The sequence below is a fragment of the Aeromonas sp. ZOR0001 genome, from assembly GCF_000801015.1.
Taxonomy (GTDB): Bacteria; Pseudomonadota; Gammaproteobacteria; order Enterobacterales; family Aeromonadaceae; genus Aeromonas; species Aeromonas veronii.
This window is the reverse complement of record NZ_JRJY01000163.1, coordinates 30,946-45,489: the sequence shown is the minus strand read 5'-3', so window position 1 is coordinate 45,489 and position 14,544 is coordinate 30,946. Positions and strand designations below refer to the sequence as shown.

Genomic DNA, 14,544 nt, shown 5'->3' with positions numbered 1-14,544 from the left:
CCTCTCCCGCCATATGGCGGCTGAGCGGCCCCGCTTTTGTTGGGAAAATGTTACTTTTCGGCGTTTTGCTGCGAGAAGTGAGACGAAAGCGAATTTCGTAAGAACAAAAAACGCTAAGATAGAGGGCCGGTAAAACATTTTTTTTGACTGGTTGGATCACTTTTTTCAGCCGTTTTTACTGGTATAAGCCTCTAATTTGGTTTGTTTTTTTTAATCGTAGCCAGGGATGGGCTGAATTCTGTACGAGTGCCGTCGGGACTGCGGTTGTAATAAAACTCCAAAATTTGATACTAATCACCTTCGCGCCTGAAAAGCGGGGGCCTGACCATGACAGGAGGTTGAGGTAAAGCCTACTGATTTTCATAACAAAGAGCCCTGGACCTGCACTTTGGTCATGTCTTGTTTCGTCAGAAGTGAGACACTGGGCAGCGATTGTTTATTAACCATCAGGGAATAGTCATGCAGATTGGAATACCGAGAGAGAGTCTCGCCGGTGAGACCCGGGTCGCAGCGACCCCGGCTACCGTCGAGCAGCTGAAAAAGCTCGGCTTCGAGGTCGCCATCGAGACCGGCGCAGGCCTGTCGGCCAGCTTCGATGATGCCGCCTTCGAGGCTGCCGGTGCCAGCGTGGTGCCGAATGTCTGGCAAGCCGACCTTATCTTCAAGGTCAATGCGCCGACCGATGCCGAGATCGCACAAATTAAAGATGGCGCCACTCTGGTGAGCTTCATCTGGCCTGCCCAGAACCCTGAGCTGGTCAAGAAGCTGTCCGAGCGCAACATCAATGTGATGGCGATGGATATGGTGCCGCGGATCTCCCGTGCCCAGTCCCTCGATGCCCTCTCCTCCATGGCCAACATCGGTGGCTATCGCGCCGTGGTTGAAGCTGCGCATCAGTTCGGTCGCTTCTTCACCGGTCAAATCACCGCAGCCGGTAAAGTGCCGCCTGCCAAGGTGCTGGTGATCGGTGCCGGTGTAGCCGGTCTGGCTGCCATCGGTACGGCCGGTTCCCTCGGTGCCATCGTGCGTGCGTTCGATACCCGTCTGGAAGTGGCCGAGCAGATCGAATCCATGGGTGGGGAATTCCTCAAGCTGGACTTCGGTGGCGAAGACGGCGCATCCAGCGATGGTTACGCCAAAGTCATGTCCGATGAGTTCATCAAGGCCGAGATGGAGCTGTTCGCCCAGCAGGCCAAAGAGGTGGACATCATCATCACCACCGCCCTGATCCCGGGCAAGCCGGCTCCCAAGCTGATCACCAAAGAGATGGTCGACAGCATGAAGCCGGGCTCCGTCATCGTGGACATGGCCGCTCAGGCTGGTGGCAACTGTGAATACACAGTGCCGGGTGAGCTGCATGTCACCGCCAACGGCGTCAAGGTGATCGGTTACACCGATCTGCCGGGTCGTCTGCCTGCCCAATCCTCCCAGCTCTACGGTACCAACCTGGTCAACCTGATGAAGCTGATGTGCAAGGAGAAGGACGGCAACGTTGCCATCGACTTCGAAGACGTGGTTCAGCGCAACATGACGGTGATCCAGGCCGGTGAAGTGACCTTCCCGCCGCCCGCCATCTCCGTCTCTGCTGCCCCGCAGAAACCGGCCGCCGCCAAACCGGCCGCCAAGAAAGAAGAGGCCAAGCCCTCCAACAAGAAGTTCGTGTTCGGTGCCATCGGTATCGCCGCCTTCGGCTGGATTGCGTCCGTTGCCCCGGCAGCCTTCCTCTCCCACTTCACCGTATTCATCCTGGCCTGTGTGGTCGGTTACTACGTGGTGTGGAACGTCTCTCACGCCCTGCACACGCCGCTGATGTCGGTCACCAATGCCATCTCCGGCATTATCGTGGTCGGTGCCCTGCTGCAGATCGGGCAAGGGTCGACCCTGGTCACCGCGCTGGCGTTCATCGCCGTGCTGATTGCCAGTATCAACATCTTCGGCGGCTTCACCGTCACTCAGCGCATGCTGAAGATGTTCCGTAAGGATTAAGGGGGTTTAACGTGTCTCAAGGACTGGTAACAGCATCCTATATCGTTGCCGCCGTGCTCTTCATCCTCAGTCTCGCGGGACTGTCGAAGCAAGAAACGGCCAAGCATGGCAACCTGTTCGGTATCGCGGGTATGGCTATCGCCCTGCTCGCCACCGTATTCAACCCGGAGACCAGTGGCGTTCACTGGATCATTCTGGCCATGGTGATCGGCGGTGCCATCGGCGTGCGTCTGGCACTCAAGGTCGAAATGACCGAGATGCCCGAGCTGGTGGCCGTGCTGCACAGCTTCGTGGGTATGGCGGCAGTGCTGGTGGGCTTCAACAGCTTCATCGATCTGCACCCCTCCGCACCTGCTGAGGTCGTCGTCTCCGTCGGTTCCAATCTGGATGCCACCCTGGCAGCCGCCCGTGCGGCGTTCGAGCAGGCCAACAGCGTTGCTCAGGTCGAGCACCTGACCGGCGCCATGCTGAACATCCACCTGGTCGAGATCTTCCTCGGCGTCTTCATCGGTGCCGTAACCTTTACCGGTTCCGTGGTTGCCTTCGGCAAACTGCGCGGTCTGATCTCCTCCAAGCCGCTGATGCTGCCACACCGCCACAAGCTGAACCTGCTGGCCGTGGTCGCCTCGCTGGCGCTGATGGTCTACTTCGTCAACGCGGGCGGCTCTACCTTCGCCCTGCTGGTGATGACCCTGATCGCCTTCGCCTTCGGCTGGCATCTGGTTGCCTCCATCGGTGGCGCAGACATGCCGGTGGTGGTCTCCATGCTGAACTCCTACTCTGGTTGGGCGGCAGCGGCGGCGGGCTTCATGCTCTCCAACGACCTGCTGATCGTCACCGGTGCTCTGGTAGGTTCCTCTGGTGCCATCCTCTCTTACATCATGTGTAAGGCGATGAACCGCTCCTTCATCTCCGTGATCGCCGGTGGCTTCGGCTCCGATGGCGTGGCCTCCACGGCTGATCAGGAGATGGGCGAATACCGCGAAACCAGCGCCGAGGAAGTGGCTGACCTGCTGAAGAACTCCAGCTCCGTCATCATCACCCCGGGCTACGGTATGGCGGTGGCGCAGGCCCAGTATCCGGTGGCTGAAATCACCCAGAAGCTGCGTGACCGCGGCGTCAAGGTGCGCTTCGGTATCCACCCGGTTGCCGGTCGTCTGCCTGGCCACATGAACGTGCTGCTGGCGGAAGCGAAAGTCCCGTATGACATCGTTCTGGAAATGGACGAGATCAACGACGACTTCGCCGATACCGACACCGTGCTGGTGATTGGTGCCAACGACACCGTTAACCCGGCTGCGATGGAAGATCCGGGCAGCCCGATCGCCGGTATGCCGGTGCTGGAAGTGTGGAAAGCGCAGAACGTCATCGGCTTCAAGCGTTCCATGAACACTGGCTACGCCGGTGTCCAGAACCCGCTGTTCTTCAAGGAAAATACCCAGATGCTGTTTGGCGATGCCAAGGCCAGCGTCGAGGCAATCCTGAAAGCACTGTAAGTGCCATTCAGAGAGTGAATATCAAGGAGGCTTCGGCCTCCTTTTTTATTGCTCATCCCTTGTATATCCTCAATCCATACGGACCATGAGGGATCTCCATGATGTGGTGTCAGGGTTGGCGAAGGATCGGGTGGTACGGCTGGCTGCTGGCATCTCTTCTCGTCGGTGGCATGGCTATGGCTCATGACAAGCCGACCCTGACCATATTGACAGAACTGTGGCCCCCCTATGTGATGCACAGCGACAAGGGGGAGCTGGTGGGCGCAGATCTCGAGCTGGCTCGCACCGTGCTGCAGCAGCTCGGCTATCGCACCGAGGTGAAGGTGCTGCCATGGAAGCGGGTGTTGCAACAGGCCCGCCTCGGGCAGGGGGATGCGGTACTCGACGTCTTCTATAACAAGGATCGCCAAGAGTGGCTCCACTATCCCGAAGAGCCGCTCTCTCGTAGTGGCGAAGTGCTCTTCTATCCGGTGGATCGTCCGGTGAAATTCGAGCAATTATCCGACCTCAAGGGGTTGCGGATCGGCATTCAGGCTGACTATGCCTACAGCCCCGATTTTCTGGCCGATGAAGGGGTGATCAGGGTCGCCATGACGGGCGATGGCAAGATGGTCAAGCAGTTGCATCTGATGATGGCCGGCCGACTGGATGGTGTCGTGCTCAATGAACAAGTTGGTCGTTATCTGCTGCGTACCCAGGGGCTGCAGGATCAGGTGTTCAATGGTCGCCGCCTGCTGACCGACGATAACCGCAACTTTCTCGGATTTACCCACAAGCCCGGCCATGACCAGTTGGCGAGGCGCTTCTCGGCCGCCTTGAAACAGTTCAAGCAGACCCCGGCCTACCAGCAGCTGCTGGCCCGCTATCATCTCTAGGTGACTCCATCGTCTGTGCGTTGCATCACAAATTGTCGCGCTTTGTTAAAAGACGGGCATAATGGCGCTAAAAAAGCGATGTTGCGCAACTTAATTTGATTTTATTGATATTAGAATCAAATTAAGTTGATTTGCATGGGGCAGTCATCAGACGGCCACCTCTCTCGCGACGCCTTGGCGACGCGCTCCTGCTTGATGTTGATCCCGTGTCACCCTTTTTTGCCATGCTGTTGCCTGTGGCGATGACAGGCATTGCGCCACCAAGATGAGAATGCACAGATGAAACCACAATGGACCGACTTTATTACCCTGCTCAAGCGTGAAGTGGTGCCGGCCCTGGGCTGTACCGAGCCGATGTCGGTGGCGCTGGCGGCGGCCAACTGCCGCAAGCTGCTGGGGGAGACCCCGACCCGTATCAGCGTCTGGGTCAGTGGCAATCTGTTCAAGAACGGCATGGGGGTCGGGGTGCCGGGCACCGGCATGATCGGTCTGCCGGTGGCCGCTGCGGTCGGCATCACAGGGGGCAACCCCGATGCCGGGCTGGAGGTGCTAAAGACTCTCACCCCGGCCCAGGTCGAGGCGGCCAAGGCGCTGCTGCCGGTGATCAAGGTGGATGTGAAGGATGTGCCGGACGTGCTCTACGCCGAGGTGCTGGCCGAAGTGGAGGGTCATAGTGCCCGGGTGGTGATCTGTACCGACCACACCCGCATCATCCTGATGGAGAAGGATGGCGAGGTGCTGATGGAGCAGGCCAGTGCCCCCGGCGTGCAGATCCAGCCAGCCAAATCCGCCAAACCGGCCATGACCCTGCGGGAGATCGTCGATTTTGCATTGGAAGTGCCGCTGGCGGAGATCGACTTTATCCGCGAGGCTGCCACCATGAATCAGGCGCTGGCGGACGAAGGGTTGCAGGGTTACGGCCTGCAGATCGGCAAGATCCTCACCGAGCAGGTGGAGCGCAAGCTGCTCTCCGATGACCTGATGACGCTGGCGATGCGCCTCTCCTCCGCCGCCTCCGATGCGCGAATGGATGGCGCCATGCTGCCCGCCATGTCCAACTCGGGCTCGGGTAATCAGGGCATTGCCGCCACCATGCCGGTGGTCGCGGCCGCCCGCTTCCTCAAGGCGAGCGACGAGCAGCTGACCCGGGCGCTGGTGATGAGCCATCTGGTGGCCATCTACATCAAGACCTATCAGAACAAGCTGTCGGCCCTCTGCGCCGCCAGTACCGCCGCCATGGGTGCCGGTGCCGCCATTACCTGGCTGCTGGGCGGCCAGTATCAGCAGATCAGCCACTGCATCAACAACATGATTGGCGATGTCTCCGGCATCATCTGCGACGGCGCGGGCAGCGCCTGCTCCATGAAGGTCTCCACTTCCACCTCGGCGGCGGTAAAGTCTTCGCTGATGGCCATCAACAACCTGCATGTCCCCCAGAGCGAGGGGATCGTTTCCGATGATGTGGACCAGACCATCGCCAATCTGGGCCGCCTCTCCAAAGAGGGGATGCTGGATACCGACATTGAAATCATCAACATCATGCGAGCGAAACAGCAGAAGCAGTGAATCTGTGACAAGGGGGCGATAGACCCCCTTGTTCTTGTCACGACGGCGCAGACCGTCTGACACGGTTGCCAGGGCAAGCATGGCGCTTGCTCTTGTTTCTCGGGCCCAAGCCCGCTTTTTGGGGAGTCATACCATGACATTTAGCGTTATCGGCAATCTGGCCATCGCCGCCATCTTGCTGTTCTTTCTCTACCGGTTACAGGAAAAACATGTGAGCTTCACCCGCCGGGTATTTGCCGGTCTGGGGCTCGGTATTCTGTTCGGCGCCGCGTTGCAACTGCTTTACGGTGCAGGTTCGCCCGTCATTGTTCAGACCATCGACTATCTGGATATCGTGGGTAGCGGCTATGTGAAGCTGCTGCAGATGATCATCATCCCGCTCATCATGGTCTCCATCATCAGCGCTATCTTGAAGCTCAATGGCGGCACCGCGCTGGGCAAGATCAGTGCCATGACCATAGGCGTGCTGATCTTCACCACCGCCATCGCCGCCGGGGCAGGCATCCTGATGTCCAACCTGTTTGGCCTGACCGCTGAAGGGCTCACCTCCGGTGCCGCCGAGAGCGCCCGTGGCGCTGCGCTGCAGACAACCCTCGGTAGCGTCGAGAGCATGTCGTTCGCCAAGATGATGCTGGAGTTCATTCCGGCCAACCCCTTCCTCGACATGACCGGGGCGCGCAAGACCTCCACCATCGCCGTGGTGATCTTCTCCATCTTCATCGGCCTTTCCGCTACCGGCATCGCCCGCAAGAAGCCGGAGATCTTCGCCAGCTTCAGCCACTTCGTGGCCGTGGCTCATGCCATCGTGATGCGGATGGTGACTCTGGTGCTGCGCCTGACCCCGTTTGGCGTACTGGCGCTGATGACCAAGGTGGTCTCCGGCTCCAACTATGCGGATATTCTCAACCTGCTCAGCTTTGTGATGGCCTCTTACGGCGCCATCGCCATCATGTTTGTCGTGCACCTGCTGCTGGTGAGCATGGTCGGCATCAACCCGCTGCGCTTCCTCAAGAAGATCACTCCGGTGCTGGCGTTTGCCTTCACCTCGCGCACCAGTGCGGGATCCATCCCGATGAACGTGCAAACCCAGACCAAGTCGCTGGGTATTCCTGAGGGGATCGCCAACTTCGCCGCCTCCTTCGGTTCCACCATCGGCCAGAACGGCTGTGCCGGTATCTATCCGGCCATGCTGGCCGTGATGATTGCCCCGACCGTCGGGGTCAACCCGATGGATCCCGGCTTTATCATGACCCTGATCGCTATCATCACCGTCAGCTCCTTCGGGGTGGCCGGGATTGGCGGCGGCGCCACATTTGCCGCGCTGATCGTGCTCTCCGCGCTGGACTTCCCAGTGGCGCTGGCCGGTCTGCTCATCTCCATCGAGCCGCTGATCGACATGGGCCGTACCGCGCTCAACGTCTCCGGCTCCATCACCGCAGGGACGGTCACCAGCCGCCTGATGGGCGAGACCGACATGCATGTGTTCAACAGCGATCACGAAGTGAGTCTGGACGGCGAAGAGTCCACCGTCTGATTTGCGTCGGTTGATCTGCCTGTGGAAAGGGGTGACCCTTTCCCGTCATAGACCGCAGGGAGGGCATGCCCTCCCTGCGCCATTGAGAGGAAAAACAATGAGAATTCTGATCATCGGTGGCGAAGCCGCCGGTATGAGCGCGGCGGCCAAGGCGCGCCGTCTGGCCAAAGATGCCGACATCGTGGTGTATGAGGCGTCCGAGGTGATCTCTTTCGGTGCCTGCGGCCTGCCTTACTTCGTCGGCGACGAGTTTCAGGAGCCTGGCTACATGGCCGAGTTCACCCCCGAGCAGTTCGCCGCCAAGGGGATCGAGGTCAAGATTGGCCATCAGGTGCTGAGCGTCGACGCGGCGGCCCAGACTCTGGTAGTGGAGCACAACGGCGACACCTTCACCGATCGCTACGATCGGCTGATGATCGCCACCGGCGCCCGCGAAGTGATGCCCCCCATCCCCGGTCTGCAGCAGCAAGGGGTATTCGGTCTGCGCCGGATGGCCGACGGGCTGGCGCTGAAGGCGGCGGTGCAAGACAAGCACAATCGCCGCGCCGTGGTGATTGGCTCCGGCTTTATCGGGCTGGAGGTGGTCGAGGCGCTGGTCCATCAGGGCAAAGAGGTGCGTCTCATCGAGCTGGCGGCTCGGGTCATCCCCGACGCGTTTGATGGCGAGATCACCCAGCACATCGAAACCGAACTGCGCGAGCAGGGGGTCTCTCTTCATCTGGGTGAGCGAGTTGAAGCACTGCTGGGGGATGGCCGGGTGACCGGTGTACGAACCAGCCAGGGCGAGTACGAGGCCGATATCGTGGTGGTCTGCACCGGGGTCAAGCCCAACACCGAGTTTCTGGCCGACACCGGCATCGAGCGGCTCGGCAACGGTGCCATCAAGGTGGATCGTCAGGGGCGCAGCTCGCTGGCCAACGTCTGGTCAGCCGGTGACTGTGCCAGCGTCTGGCACAGCGTGAAGCAGCAGCAGGTCTATGTGCCGCTCGCCACCATCGCCAACAAGCTGGGGCGCATGGTGGGTGAGAACCTGGCGGGGGCCGAGCAGGAGTTCCCGGGTACCCTCGGTTCTGCGGCGCTCAAGGTGCTGGGGCTGGAAGCGGGCCGTACCGGCCTCTCCGAGCAGGAAGCCAAGGCGATGGGGATCGACTATCGCACCGTGGTGATCAAGGACAAGTGCCATACCAACTACTGCCCGGGCCAGTCCGACATTCACGTCAAGCTGGTCTATGAGGCGGGCAGCAAGCGGCTGCTGGGTGGCCAGATCCTCGGTCGCAAGGGGGCGGTACACCGCATCGACGCGCTGGCGGTGGCCATCACCATGGGAGTGACCACCGAGCAGCTCGGCATGCTGGACTTTGCCTATGCGCCGCCCTTCTCCCGCACCTGGGATGCCCTGAACGTGGCGGGTAATGTCGCGAAGTAACGCCCTGCTATGACGGTGCAGGGAGGGCGCCGTCACGCTGAACTAGATCTACAGAGCTATCTGCGGGTAACAGTTGAGGGTAAATTGCAGCGATAAAAAAACCGATGCCAAGGCATCGGTTTTTGTTACCGGTTGATCCGTATCACTCAGCCACGGCCGAGGCGGTTCTCCGGGTAGTTCTTGGCCAGCACTTCGCGGGCATGCTTGGCCAGCTGCGGCATCTTCAGGGCGTCGTAAGACTCGACCATGATCTCCAGTGCCTTCTCGGTTTCGGCTGTGTCGGGGTAGGTTTCGACAATCAGCTTGGCCCGGTTGGCGGCCGCGACCAGTGCATCACGCTTCACGTAATACTCGGCCACGCTCAGGTCATATCGGGCCAGACGATTCTTCAGGCCAATCATGCGGGCACGGGCATCGGCGGCATAGACGCTGTTGGGGTAGTTCTGCAACAGGGTCTTGAAATCCTGGAATGCCTGACGGGCATAAGCAGGGTCTTTGTCGTCACGACCGATGCCGAACAGGCTCTGGAAGAAGTTGTAATCCGCCGCCATGTTGGTCAGGCCGCGCATATAGAAGACGTAATCGATATTTTTATGCGCCGGATTGAGGCGGATAAAACGGTCGATATTGGCGATCGCCTGAGCGGTATCATCCTGCTTGTAGTAGGCATAGATGAGGTCAAGCTGCACCTGGTTGGAGTAGGCGCCGAACGGGTAGCGAGAGTCCAAAGCCTCCAGCAATTCAGTGGCTTGCACGTAATTGCCAACATCCAGTTTGAGGCGTGCTTTCTGGTACAGGGTCTCCGGCGGTTCGTCGGGTACCTTGGGTTTGGTGCTGGAACAGCCTGTGATCAAGGTAGCGACCAAGGCGAGCGACATCAGCAGGTGAGACTTCTTTCCCATCAACAACATCCGGTCCATTTCCACGAAATTGGCAAAGTATCCGTTATGCTTGGCTAAAAGAAAAGCTAGAATACCCGGATTATTTCGAATTGATACCCCCCGCTCAAGAGACCATACATGAGCCAGCATATTGAACTGACAGGCGAATTCCAGGATCACCAATTCGGGCAGCGACTCGACCAGGCCCTGGCTGAATTGTTTCCAGACTACTCCCGCACCCGCATCAAGGAGTGGATTTTACAGGACAGAGTGACCCTGGACGGTCAGGTTGCCAACACCCCGCGCGAGAAGATTCTGGCCGGGCAGCAGGTGCATGTGAATGTCGAGCTGGAAGATGATACTCGCTGGGATGCCCAGGATATCGAGCTCAACATCGTTTATGAAGATGAACACATTCTGGTGATCGACAAACCGGCCGGACTGGTGGTTCACCCGGGCGCAGGTACGCCGGATGGCACCATCCTCAACGCCCTGCTGCACCGCTACCCCGGCATTGCCGAGGTACCCCGCGCCGGTATCGTGCACCGTCTGGATAAAGACACCACAGGTTTGATGGTGGTTGCCAAAACCGTACCCGCCCAGACCCATCTGGTGGAAGCGTTGCAGGCGCGCCAGATCACCCGTGAGTACGAAGCGATCGCCATCGGTCACATGACCGCAGGTGGCACTGTTGATGCGCCCATCGGCCGTCACCCGACCCAGCGTACCCATATGGCCGTCGTGCCCAATGGTCGTCCTTCCGTAACTCACTACCGGGTTCACGAGAAGTTCCGTGGCCACACCCGTCTGCGTCTGCGTCTGGAGACCGGCCGTACCCACCAGATCCGTGTCCACATGGCCCACATCAAGCACCCGCTGGTGGGCGATCCCGCTTACGGTGGCCGTCTGCGCCCGCTGCGCAACGCGACCCCCGAGCTGACTCAGACACTGCGCAACTTCAACCGTCAGGCGCTGCATGCCACTATGCTGCAACTGGCTCACCCCATCACGGGTGAAGTGATGCAGTGGCACTCAGCTACACCGCAAGACATGGTGGAGCTGATGGAAGTGCTGCGTGCGGATACTCTCGCCAATCCGGATGATTTAGTCTGGAACTGATGCGATAGGGCCTGCTGCGTCGGTTTCTGGCGTCATCCGGCCCGAACAGATGCCAAACGGGGTTCCCTTGCAGGAGCCCCGTTTTTATATCGGTGAATTGAAGGAGTCACAGATGAAATGGATCGAACCCGACTGGCCAGCCCCGGCGTGTGTCAGGGCGTTGTCGACCACCCGGGATGGCGGCGTCAGTGAAGGGGTCTTTGCCGGTCTCAATCTGGGCGCCCACGTGGGTGACGAACCGGCGCGAGTCGAGGCCAATCGCGCCCGCTTGCAGCAGGCGGCCGCCATCCCGGGGCCCCTTAACTGGCTTAATCAGGTACACGGCACCGTGGTTCATCAGGTCAGCAGCCATTATCAGCAAGCACCGGATGCCGATGCCGCCTGCGCCCATGAGGCGGATCAGGCCTGCATCGTGATGACCGCCGACTGTCTGCCGGTGTTGTTTTGCGATCGGGCGGGTACCGTGGTCGCAGCGGCCCACGCAGGTTGGCGTGGACTGAAAGAGGGTGTGCTGGAGGCGAGCATCGCCGCCATGGGCTGCGAGCCGGGCGAGGTCCTGGCCTGGATGGGCCCGGCCATCGGCCCTACAGCATTTGAAGTGGGTGGCGAGGTGCGCGAGGCCTTTATGGCTGAGCAGGCTGAAGCAGAAGCGGCGTTCGTCCCTTCGTCCAACGACGGCAAATGGCTGGCAGATATCTACCAGCTGGCGCGGTTGCGCCTCGCCCGTGCCGGCGTTACCGCCGTCTATGGCGGCGAATACTGCACCTTCAGCGATAGCGAGCAGTTTTACTCCTATCGTCGCGACGGCCAGACCGGCCGGATGGCCTCCCTCATCTGGCTGGCGTCCTGATGAAGCTCCCCGCCCTGCATCTGGCAAGGGCGGGGATCCTGCTCTCGCCCCGTCTTGCAGAAAAAATAACCAGCATCGCCCCTTGAAATAGCCCGTACGGGCCTCATCTTTCATCTCAGAAAGTTATGTTGTTTGCCGCGCAAGCGGCGTCTGCCTGTTTGAAGGGGGAGTGCAATGCGCCTCGATCGCCTGACCAGCAAATTCCAGATTGCTATTTCCGATGCCCAGTCTTTGGCACTGGGTCGTGACCACCAATTTATCGAACCCGTCCATCTGATGACCGCGCTGGTCAATCAGGATGGCGGCTCCATCCGTCCGCTGTTGACCCTGACCGGGCTGGATATCAATTCTCTGCGCTCCCGCCTTGGCGAGGAGCTGGATCGCCTGCCGCGCGTGAGCGGTGTGGAAGGGGACGTGCAGCTCTCCAACGGCCTCGGCCGGCTGCTCAACGTCTGCGACAAACTGGCCCAGCAGCGCAAGGATCAGTTCATCTCCTCCGAACTGTTCGTGCTGGCTGCCCTCGATGACAAGGGAACGCTGGGTGAGCTGCTGCGCGCCCAGGGGCTGACCAAGGAGAAACTCGAAGCGGCCATCGACAAGGTGCGTGGCGGCAAGAAGGTGGAGGATGCCAACGCCGAGGAGAACCGTCAGGCGCTGGAGAAGTACACCATCGATCTGACCGAGCGGGCCGAAATCGGCAAGCTCGACCCGGTGATCGGCCGTGATGACGAGATCCGCCGCACCATTCAGGTGCTGCAACGCCGTACCAAGAACAACCCCGTGCTGATCGGTGCCCCCGGTGTCGGTAAAACCGCCATCGTCGAGGGACTGGCCCAGCGCATCATCAACGGTGAAGTGCCGGAAGGGCTCAAGAACAAGCGGGTGCTGTCGCTGGACATGGGGGCGCTGGTGGCCGGTGCCAAGTATCGCGGCGAGTTTGAAGAGCGGCTCAAGGCCGTACTGACCGATCTCGCCAAGGAGGAAGGCAACGTCATCCTCTTTATCGACGAGCTGCACACCATGGTCGGCGCCGGCAAGGGCGAAGGGGCCATGGACGCGGGCAACATGCTGAAACCTGCGCTGGCCCGTGGCGACCTGCACTGCGTCGGCGCCACCACCCTGGATGAGTACCGTCAGTACATCGAGAAAGATGCCGCGCTGGAGCGTCGTTTCCAGAAGGTGCTGGTGGAAGAGCCGAGCGTGGAGGACACCATCGCCATTCTGCGCGGCCTGAAAGAGCGTTACGAGCTGCACCACCATGTGCAGATCACCGACCCCGCCATCGTGGCGGCGGCCCAGCTGTCACACCGCTATATCGCGGATCGCCAGCTGCCGGACAAGGCTATCGACCTGATTGACGAGGCGGCAGCCAGCATCCGGCTGCAGATCGATTCCAAGCCGGAGGCGCTCGATCGTCTCGAGCGGCGCATCATCCAGCTCAAGCTGGAGCAGCAGGCGCTGATGAAGGAGGACGACGACGCCAGCCGCAAACGGCTGGAGCTGATCAATCAGGAGATTGGCGAAAAAGATCGGGAATACAACGAGCTGGACGAGGTGTGGAAGGCCGAGAAGGCCGCTCTTGCCGGCACCCAGCATATCAAGGCAGCGCTGGAGCAGGCCCGTCAGGATCTCGACGTGGCGCGCCGCGCAGGCGACCTGGGCCGGATGTCCGAGCTGCAGTACGGCCGCATTCCGGAGCTGGAGAAACAGCTGGATCTCGCCACTCAAGCCGAGATGCAGGAGACCAGCCTGCTGCGCAACCGGGTCACCGATGTGGAGATCGCAGACGTCTTGGCCCGCTGGACCGGGATTCCGGTCGCCCGCATGCTGGAAGGTGAACGCGACAAGCTGCTGCGGATGGAAGATCAGCTGCACAGCCGGGTGATTGGCCAGGAGGAGGCGGTTGATGCGGTCTCCAACGCCATTCGTCGCTCCCGTGCCGGTCTCTCCGATCCGAATCGCCCCATCGGCTCCTTCCTGTTCCTGGGGCCCACTGGAGTGGGCAAGACCGAGCTGTGCAAGGCGCTGGCCGAGTTCCTGTTCGATACCCAGGATGCCATGGTGCGGATCGATATGTCCGAGTTCATGGAGAAACACAGCGTGGCCCGTCTGGTGGGGGCGCCTCCCGGATATGTGGGTTATGAAGAGGGCGGTTATCTGACCGAGGCGGTACGCCGTCGTCCCTACTCGGTGATCCTGCTGGACGAGGTGGAGAAGGCACATCCCGATGTCTTCAACATCCTGTTGCAGGTGCTGGACGATGGCCGCCTGACAGATGGTCAGGGTCGGACCGTCGATTTCCGCAACTCGGTGGTGATCATGACCTCCAACCTCGGGTCGGATCTGATTCAGGAGCACCACTCCGAGAAGGATTACGACGAGATGAAGGCCATGCTGATGGATGTGCTGACCCGCAGTTTCCGGCCGGAATTTATCAACCGGATCGACGAGACCGTGGTGTTCCATCCCCTCGGCGAGGATCACATCAAGTCCATCGCCCGCATCCAGCTCAAGAGCCTGATGGGGCGACTGGAGGCGCAGGGCTACGAGGTGGAGGTGAGCGAAGCGCTGCTCGAGAAGCTGGTGCATGCCGGGTTCGACCCCGTCTATGGGGCGCGTCCCCTCAAGCGGGCGATCCAGCAGAAGGTGGAGAACCCGCTGGCGCAGGCGCTGCTCTCCGGCCGCATCGTCCCCGGCAAGAAACTGCTGCTGGGAGCCGACAGCAACGGCCTCACCATGACCCAGTAACCAGTCTCGTATCTATGTTTGCAACGCCAGCCCTCGGGCTGGCGTTGCCATATCTGGGCGATG

At 60.4% G+C, this 14,544-nt stretch carries 10 protein-coding genes; 9 read left to right on the top strand and 1 reads right to left on the bottom strand.

The window, feature by feature from the left end; genetic code table 11:
- Nucleotides 1-459: 459 nt before the first annotated feature.
- From pntA to L972_RS19240, 6 genes are all read left to right on the top strand, one after another.
- Nucleotides 460-1,986, top strand: coding sequence for a Re/Si-specific NAD(P)(+) transhydrogenase subunit alpha (gene pntA, locus L972_RS19265; protein ID WP_021231470.1), 1,527 nt, complete (start codon nucleotides 460-462; stop codon nucleotides 1,984-1,986).
- A gap of 11 nt (nucleotides 1,987-1,997) precedes the next feature.
- Nucleotides 1,998-3,482: a Re/Si-specific NAD(P)(+) transhydrogenase subunit beta gene (gene pntB / locus L972_RS19260; protein WP_005339759.1), complete on the top strand. Its 1,485-nt coding sequence runs from the start codon at nucleotides 1,998-2,000 to the stop codon at nucleotides 3,480-3,482.
- 98 nt (nucleotides 3,483-3,580) lie between these two features.
- Nucleotides 3,581-4,357 carry a substrate-binding periplasmic protein gene (locus L972_RS19255; RefSeq protein WP_047440371.1) on the top strand — a complete coding sequence of 259 codons (777 nt, stop codon included), beginning with the start codon at nucleotides 3,581-3,583 and terminating at the stop codon, nucleotides 4,355-4,357.
- Between the two features lie 279 nt (nucleotides 4,358-4,636).
- Nucleotides 4,637-5,923 carry an L-cysteine desulfidase family protein gene (locus L972_RS19250; RefSeq protein WP_047440369.1) on the top strand — a complete coding sequence of 429 codons (1,287 nt, stop codon included), beginning with the start codon at nucleotides 4,637-4,639 and terminating at the stop codon, nucleotides 5,921-5,923.
- Between the two features lie 133 nt (nucleotides 5,924-6,056).
- On the top strand, nucleotides 6,057-7,457 hold the full coding sequence (locus L972_RS19245) for an L-cystine transporter (RefSeq protein WP_005341918.1): 1,401 nt from the start codon (nucleotides 6,057-6,059) through the stop codon (nucleotides 7,455-7,457).
- A gap of 97 nt (nucleotides 7,458-7,554) precedes the next feature.
- Nucleotides 7,555-8,883 (top strand): CoA-disulfide reductase, encoded by a 1,329-nt coding sequence (locus L972_RS19240; protein ID WP_047440367.1) that lies wholly within the window; start codon nucleotides 7,555-7,557, stop codon nucleotides 8,881-8,883.
- A gap of 146 nt (nucleotides 8,884-9,029) precedes the next feature.
- Here the strand turns inward: L972_RS19240 and L972_RS19235 are convergent, their stop codons facing one another.
- Nucleotides 9,030-9,785, bottom strand: coding sequence for an outer membrane protein assembly factor BamD (locus L972_RS19235; protein ID WP_005339769.1), 756 nt, complete (start codon nucleotides 9,783-9,785; stop codon nucleotides 9,030-9,032).
- Nucleotides 9,786-9,902: 117 nt separating this feature from the next.
- Between L972_RS19235 and rluD the strand changes: the two genes are divergently transcribed.
- The 3 genes from rluD to clpB all read left to right on the top strand — a co-directional run bounded on the left by rluD (nucleotide 9,903) and on the right by clpB (nucleotide 14,481).
- A complete protein-coding gene (rluD, locus tag L972_RS19230) occupies nucleotides 9,903-10,883 on the top strand; it encodes a 23S rRNA pseudouridine(1911/1915/1917) synthase RluD (protein ID WP_047440365.1) in 981 nt (326 codons plus the stop codon).
- 112 nt (nucleotides 10,884-10,995) lie between these two features.
- Complete coding sequence (gene pgeF, locus L972_RS19225; protein ID WP_047440364.1) at nucleotides 10,996-11,733, top strand: peptidoglycan editing factor PgeF; 738 nt, start codon at nucleotides 10,996-10,998, stop codon at nucleotides 11,731-11,733.
- Between the two features lie 174 nt (nucleotides 11,734-11,907).
- Nucleotides 11,908-14,481, top strand: coding sequence for an ATP-dependent chaperone ClpB (gene clpB / locus L972_RS19220; protein WP_047440362.1), 2,574 nt, complete (start codon nucleotides 11,908-11,910; stop codon nucleotides 14,479-14,481).
- Nucleotides 14,482-14,544: the final 63 nt, after the last annotated feature.